The sequence below is a fragment of the Pseudoalteromonas sp. Scap25 genome, from assembly GCF_013394125.1.
Taxonomy (GTDB): Bacteria; Pseudomonadota; Gammaproteobacteria; order Enterobacterales; family Alteromonadaceae; genus Pseudoalteromonas.
Genome location: NZ_CP041327.1, coordinates 233,995 through 249,750 on the forward strand (window position 1 = coordinate 233,995; position 15,756 = coordinate 249,750).

13 protein-coding genes and 1 tRNA gene are annotated in these 15,756 nt (G+C 41.1%); 6 read left to right on the top strand and 8 right to left on the bottom strand.

Features of this window, described 5'->3' with window-relative positions:
* Positions 1 to 44: 44 nt before the first annotated feature.
* The 6 genes from cysQ to cysG are packed head-to-tail and all read right to left on the bottom strand — an operon-like array spanning position 45 to position 6,995.
* Complete coding sequence (gene cysQ / locus FLM54_RS01130; protein WP_178954641.1) at positions 45 to 812, bottom strand: 3'(2'),5'-bisphosphate nucleotidase CysQ; 768 nt, start codon at positions 810 to 812, stop codon at positions 45 to 47.
* Positions 813 to 821: 9 nt separating this feature from the next.
* Complete coding sequence (gene cysC / locus FLM54_RS01135) at positions 822 to 1,415, bottom strand: adenylyl-sulfate kinase (protein WP_178954643.1); 594 nt, start codon at positions 1,413 to 1,415, stop codon at positions 822 to 824.
* A gap of 33 nt (positions 1,416 to 1,448) precedes the next feature.
* A complete protein-coding gene (locus FLM54_RS01140) occupies positions 1,449 to 3,173 on the bottom strand; it encodes an SLC13 family permease (RefSeq protein ID WP_178954644.1) in 1,725 nt (574 codons plus the stop codon).
* Positions 3,174 to 3,206: 33 nt separating this feature from the next.
* Positions 3,207 to 4,631: a sulfate adenylyltransferase subunit CysN gene (cysN, locus tag FLM54_RS01145; RefSeq protein WP_178954646.1), complete on the bottom strand. Its 1,425-nt coding sequence runs from the start codon at positions 4,629 to 4,631 to the stop codon at positions 3,207 to 3,209.
* On the bottom strand, positions 4,631 to 5,530 hold the full coding sequence (cysD, locus tag FLM54_RS01150) for a sulfate adenylyltransferase subunit CysD (RefSeq protein ID WP_008108450.1): 900 nt from the start codon (positions 5,528 to 5,530) through the stop codon (positions 4,631 to 4,633). Before cysD ends, cysN begins: the two co-directional genes overlap by 1 nt.
* Positions 5,531 to 5,573: 43 nt before the next feature.
* Entirely contained in the window at positions 5,574 to 6,995 is a 1,422-nt protein-coding gene (cysG, locus tag FLM54_RS01155) for a siroheme synthase CysG (protein WP_178954648.1), read from the bottom strand.
* Between the two features lie 264 nt (positions 6,996 to 7,259).
* On the opposite strand from cysG, the gene deoC reads away from it, so the two are divergent.
* Both deoC and FLM54_RS01165 read left to right on the top strand, forming a co-directional pair.
* Positions 7,260 to 8,012, top strand: a complete 753-nt coding sequence (gene deoC / locus FLM54_RS01160) for a deoxyribose-phosphate aldolase (RefSeq protein ID WP_178954650.1) — start codon at positions 7,260 to 7,262, stop codon at positions 8,010 to 8,012.
* Complete coding sequence (locus FLM54_RS01165; protein WP_138606661.1) at positions 7,996 to 8,496, top strand: hypothetical protein; 501 nt, start codon at positions 7,996 to 7,998, stop codon at positions 8,494 to 8,496. The genes deoC and FLM54_RS01165 overlap by 17 nt, the downstream gene beginning before the upstream one ends.
* A 48-nt stretch (positions 8,497 to 8,544) precedes the next feature.
* On the opposite strand, the gene FLM54_RS01170 is transcribed toward FLM54_RS01165, so the two are convergent.
* Together FLM54_RS01170 and FLM54_RS01175 are read right to left on the bottom strand one after the other, a co-directional pair.
* Complete coding sequence (locus FLM54_RS01170) at positions 8,545 to 9,672, bottom strand: CsgG/HfaB family protein (protein WP_178954652.1); 1,128 nt, start codon at positions 9,670 to 9,672, stop codon at positions 8,545 to 8,547.
* Between the two features lie 132 nt (positions 9,673 to 9,804).
* Positions 9,805 to 13,794 (bottom strand): two-component regulator propeller domain-containing protein, encoded by a 3,990-nt coding sequence (locus FLM54_RS01175; RefSeq protein ID WP_178954654.1) that lies wholly within the window; start codon positions 13,792 to 13,794, stop codon positions 9,805 to 9,807.
* 165 nt (positions 13,795 to 13,959) lie between these two features.
* Here FLM54_RS01175 and FLM54_RS01180 point away from each other — a divergent pair.
* From FLM54_RS01180 to rplK, 4 genes are all read left to right on the top strand, one after another.
* Positions 13,960 to 14,036, top strand: a tRNA-Trp gene (locus tag FLM54_RS01180).
* Between the two features lie 131 nt (positions 14,037 to 14,167).
* Positions 14,168 to 14,545 carry a preprotein translocase subunit SecE gene (secE, locus tag FLM54_RS01185; protein WP_054202752.1) on the top strand — a complete coding sequence of 126 codons (378 nt, stop codon included), beginning with the start codon at positions 14,168 to 14,170 and terminating at the stop codon, positions 14,543 to 14,545.
* 4 nt (positions 14,546 to 14,549) lie between these two features.
* On the top strand, positions 14,550 to 15,107 hold the full coding sequence (nusG, locus tag FLM54_RS01190) for a transcription termination/antitermination protein NusG (RefSeq protein WP_008108460.1): 558 nt from the start codon (positions 14,550 to 14,552) through the stop codon (positions 15,105 to 15,107).
* 217 nt (positions 15,108 to 15,324) lie between these two features.
* Complete coding sequence (gene rplK / locus FLM54_RS01195) at positions 15,325 to 15,753, top strand: 50S ribosomal protein L11 (protein WP_008108462.1); 429 nt, start codon at positions 15,325 to 15,327, stop codon at positions 15,751 to 15,753.
* The last annotated feature ends 3 nt before the right edge of the window (positions 15,754 to 15,756 follow it).

Sequence of the window (15,756 nt, forward strand, 5' to 3'; positions counted from 1 at the left end):
CATCGAGCTGCTCGTGGCTAACAGCTCGAAACTCTTAGCTTTTATTATTCCACCGCACTCACCACAAAATACGGATTCAAATATTCATCTTTGCTGTTATAGACAAGCGGGCTGCCATCGAGCTTAGTCACTTTTGCACCGGCTATTTCAGCAATGGCATGGCCTGCGCCGGTATCCCATTCACAGGTTGGGCCTAAGCGTGGGTAAATGTCGGCACTGCCCTCGGCGACTAAACACAGTTTGAGTGAGCTGCCTTTTGACACCATTTCAACCTCATCAAAGCGTTTTACAAATTCAGCTAAATCAGGAGAGGGGTGCGAGCGACTGCCTACAACACGTATAAGGCCTTTGTTAGGTTTGGTGGTAACTTTAAGCTCGATGCGCTCATCGCCTTTGTCTTTAAAAGCACCAATGGCTTCGGCGGCTATGTACGATACACCTAGCGCAGGGGCATCAACCACAGCTAAAACTGGTTTGCCGTTTTCGATTAGGGCAATATTAACGGTAAACTCGCCGTTCTTTTTAATAAATTCTTTGGTGCCATCAATTGGGTCAACCAGCCAATAGCTGTTCCATGTTTGGCGTACGTCCCAACCAATATCTGCACTTTCTTCACTCAATACAGGAATGTCTGGAGTGAGCTTTTTGAGCCCTGCACTAATGATTTTATGAGCTGCTAAGTCGGCGTCGGTTACGGGGCTTTCATCAGCTTTGTATTCAACGTTAAAGTCTTTGTTGTAAATACCCATAATCGCGCTTCCCGCTTCGCGAGCGAGAATAAGGGTTTCTTCTAGCAGTTCAGTTTGGTTCATTACATGGGCCTATAGTATATGCTGATGTTTTAGATACGTTATCAGTTGAGCTACCGATTGGTCTAGGGTGTTTTTACTGGTATCTAAAATTATTTCAGGATTAACCGGCGGCTGGTAAGTTGAATCAATCCCAGTAAAGTGTTTAATTTCACCGGCGCGTGCCTTTTTATATAAGCCTTTTGGGTCGCGACTTTCACACACCTCAAGAGGGGTGTCGATGAATACTTCGATAAATTCACCCTCATCAACTAACTCACGAACCATGTCGCGCTCAGCTTTAAAAGGAGATATAAACGCAGTAAGGACTAACAAACCAGCATCAACCATTAGCTTGGCGGTTTCGCCTACGCGGCGGATATTCTCAACGCGATCGGCATCACTAAAACCTAAATCTTTACATAAACCATGGCGTACATTGTCGCCATCAAGTAAATAGGTGTGTGCGCCTTGCTGATTGAGTGCTGCTTCTAGTGCATTCGCAACGGTGCTTTTACCTGAGCCAGAAAAACCAGTAAACCATATAATAGCGCTCTTATGATTTTTTTGTTCACTGCGCTGCATTTTAGTAGTGGCGTAATTATGCCAAACAATATTGTTATCCATTTGCTGTGTCTCTTTATGCTATAAGCGCGGGCATTAAAACGGAAATACCAGCGGGATCAAAGTTAGTACGGTAATTGAATAAATAATAGAAAGCGGTAGCCCCATCATTACATAGTCTTTAAGTCGATAGTTACCTGCGCTATAAACCATCAGGTTAGTTTGATAACCAAAAGGTGAAATAAAGCTGGCTGAAGCGCCAAATGCAACTGCCATAATAAACGGCAAAGGTTCTACGTTAAAGCCAATGGCTAGTGAGTAGGCAACCGGGAACGATAGCGCTGCTGCGGCATTATTGGTGATTAATTCGGTGAATAATACGGTCATTAAAAAGATAGCGATAAACGCGCCATAAGGGCCAAAGTCGCCTAGCACTACAAACATGGCGTCTGATATTTGCCCAGCAAGGCCGGTGCCTATCATCAGCTTAGCTAAACCTATGGCACTGCCCACGACAGCAAGTAACTCAATAGGAAAACGGCGCTTTATTTCGCTTAGCTTAATAGTACCACACAGCATTAGGCCAATAAGAAACACTAACAAGCCTTTAACCAGCGGTACTGCACCTAAAATACTTAATCCCAGCACACCCGCAAAGCTTAACAACACAATATTTGATTGCTTTGTACCGAGGTGGGTTTGTAAATCAAGCCCTGAAATATACACAAACTCGCGTTTTAAGTTAGTTAAGTCATAAAAGCTTTTACCAGGGGCAAGAATTAATGAGTCACCCGCTTGTAATCGCACTTGTCCAAGCCCGCCTTGTAAGCGGTCATGCCCACGGCGAATAGCAATAACGGCTGCATGAAATTGTTCTCTAAAGCGGGCTTCTTTTACCGTTTTGCCAATTAACTTAGACGATTGGCTAACGACAACTTCAACGAGGTGTTCTATGTCTTTTTCGTGTTTGTCGTGCACCACTTTTAAGCCATCAAAGCGAGTAAGCAAAGGTACTGACTTTATGTCGCCCACAAACAGCAGTATGTCGTCTTGTTGAATAATATGTTGGGGGGTCACGGCGCAAATTCGGTTGCCGTCACGAATAATTTCAGCCAAAAACAAGTCTTTTAGATCGCGTAAACCGTTTTCCTCTACAGTACAATTTATTAACTTTGAGCCAGTTTGCACTTTCCCTTCTAAATAAAAAGGCACTACCTCTTGGCTATTTTTACCGTTGTCGGGCAGGCATTTTAGCATCACCAAAATAGTAATTAAGCCCACACTAAGAGCGCCTAAACCCACCAAGGTAAAATCAAAAAAGCCCAGTGGCGCCATGCCCGCATCTACTGCAAAGCCATTTACGATTAAGTTAGTAGAGGTGCCAATAAGCGTAATAGTACCCCCTAAAATCGCGGTGTACGACAAGGGCAGCAATAGCTTTGAGGGAGAGTGGTTTGGGTTATCCTTTATGGCGGTAATTAATGAGGCAACTACCGCGGTATTATTAGTAAACGACGATAAAAAGGCAGTAGACAGCCCTAGTTTAGTTACTGACTTAACTAAACTACCACTGGATAACGATTTGGCTAAGCGCTGAATAAGCGTGGTTTTTTCTATTGCTATCGACACTAAAATTAATAACACTAAAGTAATTAATGATGAGTTAGTGTAATTAACCAGCATGCTTTCTAAATCTATTAACCCGGTTAGGTAGCTGGTGCCTATGGCACTAACAAATAACCATGCAGGATTAATACGGGTGCCAAAAAGGCACCCGACTAAAAGCAACATAATGCCTGTTAAAATGAGCTGTTCTACCATGCTTTAAATGTTCCTAACAGGCGTTCATTAACGTTATAGCTTTGAAATATCAAGTGCTTGCCAATGCGGGAAGTGCTTGCGTACAAGGGCATTAAATTCAACTTCAAAGTCGCTGAATTGTCCTGCATTTTCTTCACTTTTCAGTACCTGTTCTATCATTCCTGCTGCAACCGTTAAATTTGATAAGCGGTCAATAAGAATAAACGAGCCGGTTTCATGATTATGATGGTACTGATCGGCTAAAATAGTCTCGGTTAGCTCCAGTGTCACAATTGCAATTTCGTTTAACTGCAATGAATCTGCACTGCCATGCTCTAGCGTGTTTACATCAATAGTGTGGTCAATTTTTGTGACCGTGGCCGAGGTGTTTTTGCTGCCAAGTTTAAGGTTGTAACTTTTACCGAGCACCAATGGTGACTCGTGCATCCACACAATTTTAGCCTGTAATTGGTTGGTTACTTGAGCTTGCGAATTCGCAGGTACAATAACGTCCCCTCGGCTAATATCTATTTCAGTATTAAGTGTCACTGTAATTGCTTGGCCTGCCTCGGCGGTGTCGAGGTTGCCATCAAAAGTAACAATTTCTTTAATATGTGATTTTTTACCTGAAGGCAGTACCTTCACCTCATCACCTACACGTAATTTACCCGATGTCAGCGTGCCTTGAAAGCCACGGAAGTTTAGATTAGGGCGCACCACGTATTGCACCGGAAGACGCGCTTCAAAACCAGTGTCGATTTCAGCGGCTGGTGAGTCTTCTAACAGCTCAAGCAACGGCTTGTCGGTGTAATAAGGAGTATGTGCAGAGCGGGTTACTACGTTATCGCCTTTAAGTGCCGACATAGGCACAAACTTAATATTTGATACGTTAAGTTGCTTGGCAAATTTTAAATAATCGGCTTTAATTTTTTCATAAACGGTTTCATCAAAATCAACAATATCCATTTTGTTAACCGCAACCACGAACTGCTTAATGCCTAATGAGTCACAAATAAAACTATGACGCTTAGTTTGTACCTGCACGCCATAGCGCGCATCCACTAAAATAATGGCAACATCACTGGTTGAAGCACCGGTAACCATGTTTCGGGTGTACTGCTCATGCCCTGGGGTGTCGGCAATAATAAATTTACGCTTAGCGGTTGAGAAATAACGGTACGCTACGTCAATTGTTATACCTTGCTCACGCTCAGCTTGTAGGCCATCTACTAACAATGCTAAATCAAGCTCTTCACCGGCATTACCGACTTTTTCGTTATCTTTATGAAGTGCGGCTAGCTGATCTTCATAAATTTGGTGACTGTCGTGTAATAGGCGGCCAATTAGGGTTGATTTACCGTCATCCACACTGCCACAAGTCAGCATACGCAACAAGCTTTTATCTTGTTGACGTGCTAGGTAAGCGTCTATACCAATTTCTTTTACTTCATTAAATGTATCGTTATTTAGGTTAGACATTAGAAATACCCCTCACGTTTTTTCTTCTCCATAGAGCCTGCTGAATCATGATCAATCACTCGACCTTCACGTTCAGATGACGATGACAGCAGCATTTCTTCAATAATTTCGGTTAGATTGCTGGCGGTAGATTCCACTGCACCTGTGAGTGGGTAACAGCCTAATGTTCTAAAGCGAACCGACTTCATTTGCGGTACTTCACCTTCATTAAGTGGCATGCGATCGTCATCAACCATAATTAAAGTACCATCGCGCTCTACTACAGGGCGCTCTTTAGCAAGGTAAAGTGGCACCATTTCGATGTTTTCTTGATATATGTATTGCCAAATATCTAGTTCAGTCCAGTTAGACAGTGGGAATACACGAATGCTTTCTCCTGGGTTCACTTGGCTGTTATAGGTATTCCAAAGCTCAGGACGTTGGTTTTTAGGATCCCAGCGATGGTGTTTATCACGAAATGAGTAAACACGCTCTTTAGCCCGTGATTTTTCTTCATCACGACGTGCGCCACCAAATGCGGCATCAAAACCGTATTTATTAAGCGCTTGCTTTAGCCCTTGAGTTTTCATGATATCGGTATGTTTACCCGAACCATGAGTGAACGGGCCTACACCCATTTCGATACCTTCAGGGTTTTTGTGTACGATTAAATCAAAGCCGTACTCTTTAGCTAAACGGTCGCGAAACTCAATCATTTCACGAAACTTCCAGTTGGTGTCTACGTGTAATAACGGAAACGGAATTTTCGCAGGGTAAAATGCTTTACGAGCTAAATGCAAAAGTACCGATGAATCTTTACCGATTGAGTAAAGCATAACTGGGTTCTCAAACTCAGCGGCGACTTCGCGCATGATTTTGATACTTTCAGCTTCAAGTTGCTGAAGGTGAGTTAAAGCCATTGTTGGTCGTCCTACTAAAATGATTAAATTAAAATCTGTTAAACTACGCTACGTCTGTAAGCGGTTGAGCAAAGCTACTGATCTGTGCTTTTTCGCCAAACCAGTTTAATTCTTTATGCAGCGAAGCCACTTCACCAATAATGAGTAATGCCGGTGAAATAATATCATATTGTTCAATTAGCTGTGCTAATTGGTCTAACTGTCCGGTAACTACGCGTTGATTTTTACGTGTGCCGTTTTCAATAATTGCCACTGTTGTTGTTGCTTCTCGCCCATGTTTTAATAGCTCGGCTTGAATATGCGGCGATTTAATCACCCCCATATAAATAGCCAGTGTTTGGTTTTTTTGTGCAAGCGACTGCCAATTAAGCTCTTGGCCTTCCTTTTTACAGTGACCAGTAACAAATTGAATAGCTTGAGCATGATCGCGATGCGTTAAAGGAATACCTGCATAGGCACTACAGCCTGCGGCTGCCGTTATACCTGGCACTATTTGGTAATTTACGTTATTGGCTGCCAGTACTTGTACTTCTTCGCCACCACGACCATAAATAAATGGGTCGCCGCCTTTAATACGACATACTTTTTTACCTTGTTGCGCTAAATCAACTAGCATCTTATTGGTATCTTCTTGAGCTACGCTATGATCGCCTAAGCGCTTACCCACACAAATTAAATCGGCATCGCGGCGTACTAACTCCATGATTTCATCAGAAACTAAGTAATCATATACCACCACGTCGGCTTGTTGCATTAGCTGCAATGCTTTTAGGGTGAGTAGCTCTGGGTCGCCTGGGCCTGCACCGACTACGTATACTTCACCTTCAGGCTCTACTTTGGCATCTAGCATTTGCTCTAGTTGTTGCTCAGCGCTATGGGTATCACCGGTTTGGACTTTACTCACTACTGATGAATCAAACACGCCTTCCCAAAACTGGCGACGATCGGCGAAGTGTTTAAAGCGTTGTTTTACTTTGTGACGAAAACCACCGACTAAGTTGGCGAGAGGGCCAATATGCTGTGGAATAAGTGTTTCGAGCTTTTCACGTAAACGCCTTGCTAATACCGGTGCTGTGCCTGCACTTGAAATCGCAATAGTAATTGGGTTGCGATCAACAATAGAGGGGAAAATAAACGTACATTTAGGTTGATCATCCACCACGTTTACAAACACATTACGGGCATTGGCGAGTTCAAATACCGTATTATTAACTTCATCATTGTCGGTGGCGGCAATAATCAAAATTTTGCCATCAAGATGTGACTCTTCAAAATAGGCATCTATTAAAGTAACTTCATTGTTGTGCGCATGTTCTTTTAATTCATCACAAAACCACGGGGCAACTAAGGTTACTGCAGCACGTGCTTTTAAAAACGCGCGGCATTTTCGCAAGGCAACTTCTCCACCGCCAACAACCAATACTGGTTTGTTGTCGAGTTTGGTAAAGATAGGTAAATATTGCACTGAGTAACGCCCCTAAAAAGATAATAAAGTGTTTAACACAAAGGCAGAATATAGCGGCTATTGATAAGTAAAAAATAATTAAATCTTAGTTGATATACTTAAAAGTTATATAAACTGTGTTTTTTAGGTCTAAATCTTATTTAGTAAGGGTTAGAATGCTGTTTAGTATAAAAAACGCGCTTATAGTGTTTGGTTATGAGCTATAGCAAGATTAAGCTATGATGCTTATATAGTTTAAGATTTTTAAAATTTCATGGGCATAAAATGACAAATAATACTCAAAACGCCATGCTAGTTGTTAGTTTAATGGATTTAACCAGTTTAAACACCGATGATAATCAAGCTAGTATTAATGCATTAGTAAACAGTATTGATCTTAAGTTAGGCATACCCGCTGCAGTTTGTGTGTTTAGTGAATTTGTAGATGATGCAAAAATAGCGCTCGCAAATCGGCTATTGAGTCATGTAAAAGTGGCCACAGTGACTAACTTTCCTACAGGTGATGCGCCACTTAATGAAGTACTTAATGAAACACTAATAGCCATAGAGCGCGGGGCCGATGAAATTGACTTAGTCATTCCTTATAAAGCACTTATAAAAGGCGAAGCCGATACAGTACTGGAATACGTGAGTGAAAGTAAAAAAGCATGTGGTAGTCGCGCTAAACTTAAAGTGATTATTGAAAGCGGTGAGCTAAAAACACCTGCGCTTATTGCTCAAGCAACCGAGCTTGCTATTCAAGGGGGAGCTGATTTTGTAAAAACCAGCACCGGTAAAGTCGCGGTTAACGCCACGCTTGAAGCAACTGAAATTATGCTTAATGCCATCAAAAAGTCATCAAAACCAGTTGGTTTTAAGGCCGCAGGCGGTGTGAAAACGACAGGTGATGCCAATGCTTATTTGCAGCTAACAACTGAGATTATGGGGCATGAATATTTAGCACCAGAGACATTTAGGTTTGGCGCTTCCTCGCTTTTAAATGACGTTTATAAGGTATTGCATGAAGCGCAGCAGTGATGCCGAAAAACAACAGCTAGAGCACGATGCAGCTAAGTTGTTTTTGCGTTGCTATGAGCAGCAAACCGGTATTCATATGCGCCACATTTGGCATAATAAACCAAATAGACCCGATGTAAGTTGTTATCAAGAAAATGAGCAACTCGATATAGAAGTAGCGCATTTATATGCCAGCGAAACCGAAGCAATGGCCGTGTTAGGTCGGCCATTATCAATACATATGCAACGTGATTTAGCTGACATGGCACAACAGCCCAGTGAAAACCGACTGCAATCAGCATTAGGACGATTGCTTAAACAAAAAGCGACTAAGCGTTATTACTCAAAACGTACCTGGTTGCTAATTCGTAACGCTAGCACTATTTGGCATAAGAGCGACTTTGAAGCGGCAATAAAAACAATAGTTTTTCCAAATACCCATCAATTTGAGCAAATATGGTTACTGTGTGATTTTTATCGCGGTGAGTTATTACGAGTAGATTAAAAGCGACTAGGGGATAGCCGCTTTTTTATTTAAATTGAATTGTGTTGCTTAGTTAAATTGAAACATGCTGCCTAAGCTTTCAAGCCCTGATTTTTGAGTTTTAGCTAAACATTTTGTGTCATCTAAAGATTTCTTTGTTGTTTCATCGGCAAGGCCTGTTACTTCTAAGCTCTTTTCTTGTTGATATTCGCGTAGTGCTAATACAGTTTGACGGTCGTATTTTACGTCTTCAGTCTCAAATTCTTCATAATTAGGTTGGTTTTTTAAATAGCCTAAGCAAACCAAGTTCATACGAGACATTGCTAAGTCCATTTTTTCATAATGTGGCATTCTATGATTCGGCACATCAACAGCAGCAGCAGGTGCTGCTTTTTTACTAGCTACCTTTTGCGGTGGTGGTGCTGTATAGCCTGCAGCAAGCGTGTTGTTTTGGTTATAGCGATAATAGGTGTCTGGGATTTTAGTTTCTAAAAACTCAACGGCTTTAATTATTACTTCACGTAGTGCTTTTTCTTTTGGTGTATCTGACCAGCCGCTAAGACTCCCTCCAACCAATGCGCCACCAAAGTTTGTTGCTGCGCTGGTAAAGTTAAAATCTTTACTACCGCCTTCAACACTAGTTGCAGCTAAAATACGTGAAGTGCGCGTATCAATTAACCTTAGGTCAATAGCCATATGCGATCCAGAAAAGCCAGCAGAAACAGAGCTAAACACATCACCAATAAAACCGCCCGAACCAACACTTGCACCTGAACTGTCATCATCAAACTCGGTAACCGCTGCAACGACTACAATCTCAGCGCCTTCAATTTCGCCATATGCAGCCCCAGATTGTGCACTCACTCTGCCTGATACTGCTAAATCTTGCTCCGAAAGCACAGCGTCTAGTGCTTGGCGTTCTAATACAATAAAGCGATTAGTGCCAACAAGTGCGGTGGTAAGTTGATCTGCCATACCTTCACCAATTTCTTTTCGCCACCATCTTGAGTTATTTGACTTATCAGTGAAACGTGCCACGGCGATACGTGCTTTAGGACCATTGTATTTTTGTTTACTTACTTCATTAATGTCAGGTGAATTTTTATTTGAAGTGACATTGGTTGAAGTGCTTTGACATGCGCTTAAGCTCGTTATTAATGCTGTGGCAAGTAGCGTTTTTTGTATGGATGAGAGCATAGTATTTTCCTTAATTTATCTGCTTAATTACATTTGTAGTTATTTTTTAGCAATGGCTAATTAAGGTTAATTTAAATAAATCAGTAGCTTAAAAATAGTACTCAGGCGAAAGCTTTGAGTACAGATGCGAAGCTAATGACTTTTACATGTTTGTGCTTCTCTATATTGTTTAGGTGTCACTGTATATTTGGCTTTAAAGCAACGAGCAAAGTAACTTTGAGAACTAAAGCCGGTGTTATCTGCAACTAAGCCTATAGTTAAGTCGCTATCAGCTAATAATTTTGCTGCATATTCTAGACGGGTATTGCGAATGTAATCACTGGGTGTAACGTCAAAAAGAGCTTTCATTTTTAATTGTAGTGCGCGAGGGCTCAAACACATTGCGCTGGCAAACTCTTCGACGCTAAACAGTTCATTTTGATAATTTTCGCGCAAGATTGTTTTTAAGCGTTCTGTAAATGTGTAATCTTTATTTTGCTCTATTTGCGCATCTAAGGTTACAGCATGTACTTGAGCTGATAACTGTTTAACTAAGTGTTTATTTAACGCATCACGAATACCTAATAAGCCATGAATCCGACTCTTTAATAATGATGCTTCAAAGGGTTTACACAGGTAGTCATCGGCCAGTAAATCAAGCCCTTTTATACGGCTATTACTGTCTGCTTTGGCAGAGAGTAATAAAACAGGAATATGGTTTATCGAAATGTCTGAGCGAATAGCGCTTAGAAGTTGATATCCATCCATCGTTGGCATCATCACGTCACTGAGCACCACATCGGGCATTTGAGTTTGGCACAGCAAAAGCCCTTCTTCTCCATTATTAGCGCTCAGACAGGTATAGTCATCACTAAACAGTGAAACCAGTAACTCACGCATTTCCACGTTATCTTCAACAATGAGTAGTTTTTTGTTGTTTTTTAGCGGCATAGTTTGAGAGGACGATAATTGTTTATCCGTTAATAAGTTACTTGATTCACACAATGGCAAAGTGACTGTGAAGCAACTTCCCTTGTTGATTTTACTAACTAATGAAATTTGCCCACCGTATTGCTCTACAAGCTGCTTAACCAGCGCGAGACCTATACCACTGCCTGTTTGGTTGTGTGCTGCAACACGAGTAAAACGTTCAAAAATAAGCGCTTGCTGGTGTTCTTCGATACCAATACCAGTATCAGATACCGTTATAACAACATTATTGTTTGTGTTAGAAAGCGTTAGATTAACGCTTTCATTTGATGGGGTGTATTTAAGTGCATTGGTCAATAAGTTATCAATAATAGATAAAGCATGTTTAGTTTCTAAATTTATATAATTAGGCTGTTGCGTATTGTCTTTAAAGGAAAAACTAATATTTTTTTGAGCAAACAAAATAGCGAAGTCGTCTACTATTTGTTCTATAAAAGGGCTTATAGAATAAGCGGATACATATTCTATAGTCGCACTTGGGCGCTGACTGAGCTGTAATAGCTCATTAATTAAATTAAGTAGGCGGAGCCCGTTACGCTTGATTATAGAAACTTGATGTTGCGCTTGAGCACCGAGTTGTTGCTGTTGTAAGTTTTCTACTGGCGCTAAAATTAAGCTTAATGGCGTTTTAAGTTCATGGCTAATATTATCTAAAAATTGGGTCTTTAGTTGATTAAGCTTTCTTTCTTGTTGAATGAGTTGCTCTGCGGTTTTAGCTCGATAGCGTGACGCTAAAATTAACCATGTAATAATCAAAACTATTATAAGGTAAGCCGCATACGCCAATTTCGTTTGCCACCAAGGAGGCGTTACTGTCAGCTTTAGCACAGTGTGAACTTTGCTCCATTGCCCGTATTGATCGCTTACTTTTAATTGTAATTGATAATTACCTGCACTTAGCTGCGAATAGTTAACTTGTCGTTGGCTTGCATCGGTATAGATAAATTGCTTATCTAAACCACTTAGCTTGTAAGCATACTGGTATTGATTAGCTGATGAGGCATTATTAACGGCGGAATATTTAAAGCCAATGACCCCTTGGCTAGTTGGAAAAGAGAGTTTTTTAGTATGATTTATTAGTTTTGCTGGCTTTTTTTGATCTGTTAGATAGTTTTTTGTTGAACTTGCTTGGTTATAAATTAATAGCTCAGTTAATACTGGGGTTGGGGCTGAAGTACTCAATAGCAGTTTACTAGGGTAAAACTGATTAAAGCCATTGATTCCGCCAAAAAATAGCTCGCCATCAGCTGCTTGAAAAGCGGCACCTAAAATAAACGAATTATGCTGCACGCCGTCACGAGGTAAAAAATGCTGCATAGCTTGATTCGTGGGATTATAGCGAGTGAGCCCTTGGTTACTGCTTACCCATAAGTGGCCTTTACTATCATCTTTAATAGCAAAAATATTATCGTTCAGTAATCCATCATGTTCGGTAATGTAAGAGATTTTTTGTGTTTTTTTATCAAGGCGGTTTAAACCACCAAAGGTACCCACCCATAGGGTATCGTTATTTTGCAAGTGCAAAGAGGTGACCATATTATGGCTTAAACCAGTCTGCGATGTCTGATCCGAGGGGTAATGAGTAAATGATTCATCCGCCATACTTAGATAGTCTAAACCTGCACGCGTCCCGACCCATAATCCGTTCGCATTGTGATCAAAAAGCAGAGTAAATACGGTATTGTTAGCAAGGCTATTTACTGAGTCGTCGTGCTTGTAATGTTGAACCTCTAAGGTGTCGGGATTAAAGCGTGTTAAACCTTGGTTGCTACCTAGCCATAAATTTCCTTTAGGATCGCTCGTTATCGCATAAACACGATCGCTGCTAAGTTGATGACTTTGCGTTGTATAGGCAATAAAATTATCTTCAGCTGGATTGTATTGCAGTAACCCACCGCCATAGGTACCAATCCAAAGTCGCTGTTGGTTATCTTCATGCAGGCTAAATACATTATTATTAGTAAGGCCGCTTTGCAATTTTGAGTTAACTTTATAGCGCTTAAAGCCAGTGTCGGTTTGTTTGTTTAAGCCATCACGCGTACCAACCCATAACTGACCTTGTGAATCTTTAAGTAGAGCGCGAACAAAATTATGACTAATGGTAGTCTCATCATCGCTCAAATGCTGTTGATGCGAAAATTGATTTTGCTTTTTATCATAACGTTGCAAGCCATAGCCATCAGTACCAATCCAAATGACACCGAACTGATCTTGATAAAGTGACAATAGGTAATCATTAGCAAGCCCATTTTGTTGCTGTTTATTGTGCGGTATGTGCTCAAAGTTATTTTTAGATGTACTTTGCTCTGTTTTATAAAATAAACCTTTTCCATAACTTGTCAGCCACATGGTATCGGTGTCGTCAATTAATATATCGGTGATCCATACATCTGTAAATTGAGCAAACTCCGCAAAAACCTCTGTTGTTGGAATAAATAAGCTAAGGCCTTGTTTGCTTGCTAGTAAAAGCTGCCCTTGTGTATTTAAGTGTAACCGCCATAAATTCTTATGGCTCTTTGCTATGTGTTTAAACGTTTTTAGCTCTGGGTTAAATTTAATTAATCCCTCGTTGGTCGCTAACCAGATATTCTGTTGAGCATCTATTACGATATCTTGTATTACGGTATTAGCTTGCTCGGGGCTATTATAGCTAAATGACTCAACTTCATTATTGACTATATTTAATCGTGTTAACTTTCCATGTTCATGGCCTAACCAAATATTATTTAGGTTATCTGACGCCAGTGACCATATACGGTTATCAGTAATCGCCAACTCAGTTTGCGTAGTAAAAACCTTAAATTGACCGGTTTGAGTATCAAGTAAGTTTAAACCATTACTGGCTGTAGAAAACCAGATAGCATGAGGGCCGCCAGCAAGGCAATCGGTGACCCAGTTTCCTGAAATACTAGCCTCAGTAGGGTGAGACTTGAAGCGTTTAAACTCATAACCATCAAAGCGATTAAGACCGCCTTGTGTGGCAAACCAATGAAACCCTTGCTCATCAGTGATGCTGCATGTAATCGAGTTTTGCGATAATCCTTGCTCACTCGAATATGTATCTAAGTGAATAGGGCGGGCAATAAGCATGCTATGAAACAAGCAAAAAATACTTAAAATGAGGGTTTTGAATAGGGTTTGAAGTAAAGGCACTGGCTTCCTTGTGCGAACAGTATTCCTAAAATTGAAACAATCATAAACTGCTTTTTTAATAATGTTAAGTTTGATTTTTACAGCCGTCAGTGAGATTTTAAGTTATGGGTATCTTTTTACTCTTGTGTTAATGAATTGCGTAAGTATAATAGGCATCCACTTTGCAGGGGCGTAGTTCCAATTGGTAGAACAGCGGTCTCCAAAACCGACGGTTGGGAGTTCGAATCTCTCCGCCCCTGCCAATTTTTTACAAAGTGAGTAAAGTCTAGAACTAAAAATCGGTTTAAGTAAGCTTGTTTTTAAGTTTAGATTTTAATGGATTAACCCTGTCGACGTGCAGGGTTGTTGTGTCTGTAGTTAAGGTAATAATATTATGAGCACGAATATAGAAACACCATCGAGTGGGATGGAGTCAGTAAAGTGGTTAGTAGCAATTGCGCTACTTGCAGGCGCAGTCGTTGGTAACCATATGTTTGCAGATCAGTCTGTATTACTACGTGCTATTGGCGTTGTGGTTGCGATAGCTGCGGGTTTAGCTATTGCTTCGCAAACTTTCAAGGGACGTACATTCCTTGCTTTTGCAAAAGAAGCGCGTATCGAAGTACGCAAGGTAGTTTGGCCGACGCGTCAAGAAACAACGCACACGACATTAATTGTAATGGTTGCAACAGTGATTATGGCATTAATCCTTTGGGGATTAGATGGCATTTTATTCCGCGCTGTAGGCTTTTTAACTGGATTGGAGATCTGATCCCATGTCGGATGAGAATAACGAAAAGAAACTACGTTGGTACGTAGTACAGGCTTTCTCAGGTTATGAGAAGCGTGTTGCTCAAACATTATTAGAGCATATTAAAATCAAAGGTCTAGAAGATAGCTTTGGTGAAGTATTAGTTCCTACTGAAGAAGTCGTAGAGATGCGTGCTGGTCAAAAGCGTAAATCTGAGCGTAAATTCTTCCCAGGTTACGTACTAGTACAAATGGATATGAATGATGCAAGCTGGCACTTAGTAAATAGCACTGAACGTGTTATGGGCTTTATTGGTGGCACATCAGACCGTCCAGCACCTATTAGCACCAAAGAAGCTGATCGTATTCTTAACCGTCTACAAGAGAACGCAGAAGCGCCTAAACCAGCAACATTATTTGAGCCGGGTGAAGTGGTTCGTGTTACTGATGGTCCATTTGCAGACTTTAGTGGTGTGGTTGAAGAAGTTGACTACGAAAAGAGCCGCGTTAAAGTGTCGGTACTTATTTTTGGTCGCTCTACGCCAGTTGAACTTGAATTTGGTCAAGTTGAACAAGATAAGTAATTGATTTAAAGCGTCGCGTTAAAAACTTTTAAATTTTTGGCACGAAGCTTGAAAAAGGCCGCTGATTAACTTATAATCAGCGGCCTTTTTGTATTCAGGGAAAACGTTTGTTTAACTGTTTACTAAAAAGTGAGAAACCAATTTTTAAACTGGGAAGCCGCTAGAGTACGCGTCCTCGCGCGCACAAGGCTAAGACCCACCTAATGAGGTATTTATAATGGCTAAGAAAGTTGAAGCTCTAATCAAGCTACAAGTTGCTGCTGGTATGGCTAACCCTAGTCCTCCAGTAGGTCCAGCACTAGGTCAACACGGTGTAAACATCATGGAATTCTGTAAAGCGTTCAACGCACGTACAGAATCTATCGAAAAAGGCGCTCCAGTTCCTGTAGTGATCTCTGTTTACGGCGACCGTTCATTTACGTTCGACATGAAAACGCCACCGGCTGCTTACTTACTTAAGAAAGCTGCAGGTATCAAATCTGGTTCAGGCCGTCCTAACACTGAGAAAGTAGGCACAGTAACTCGTGCTCAACTTGAAGAAATCGTTGAGACAAAGAAACCAGACCTTACAGCTTCTGATTTAGAAGCTGCGGTTCGCACTATCGCAGGTTCTGCGCGTGCGATGGGCTTGAACGTAGAGGACTAAGAT

What these genes read in the sequence shown, in the direction of transcription:
- deoC (WP_178954650.1), top strand. Translation starts at nt 7,260, where the DNA reads ATGACAAATAATACTCAAAACGCCATGCTAGTTGTTAGTTTAATGGAT.
- cysN (WP_178954646.1), bottom strand. Translation starts at nt 4,631, where the DNA reads ATGTCTAACCTAAATAACGATACATTTAATGAAGTAAAAGAAATTGGT.
- nusG (WP_008108460.1), top strand. Translation starts at nt 14,550, where the DNA reads ATGTCGGATGAGAATAACGAAAAGAAACTACGTTGGTACGTAGTACAG.
- rplK (WP_008108462.1), top strand. Translation starts at nt 15,325, where the DNA reads ATGGCTAAGAAAGTTGAAGCTCTAATCAAGCTACAAGTTGCTGCTGGT.
- cysQ (WP_178954641.1), bottom strand. Translation starts at nt 812, where the DNA reads ATGAACCAAACTGAACTGCTAGAAGAAACCCTTATTCTCGCTCGCGAA.
- FLM54_RS01165 (WP_138606661.1), top strand. Translation starts at nt 7,996, where the DNA reads ATGAAGCGCAGCAGTGATGCCGAAAAACAACAGCTAGAGCACGATGCA.
- cysC (WP_178954643.1), bottom strand. Translation starts at nt 1,415, where the DNA reads ATGGATAACAATATTGTTTGGCATAATTACGCCACTACTAAAATGCAG.
- FLM54_RS01170 (WP_178954652.1), bottom strand. Translation starts at nt 9,672, where the DNA reads ATGCTCTCATCCATACAAAAAACGCTACTTGCCACAGCATTAATAACG.
- FLM54_RS01140 (WP_178954644.1), bottom strand. Translation starts at nt 3,173, where the DNA reads ATGGTAGAACAGCTCATTTTAACAGGCATTATGTTGCTTTTAGTCGGG.
- secE (WP_054202752.1), top strand. Translation starts at nt 14,168, where the DNA reads ATGAGCACGAATATAGAAACACCATCGAGTGGGATGGAGTCAGTAAAG.
- cysD (WP_008108450.1), bottom strand. Translation starts at nt 5,530, where the DNA reads ATGGCTTTAACTCACCTTCAGCAACTTGAAGCTGAAAGTATCAAAATC.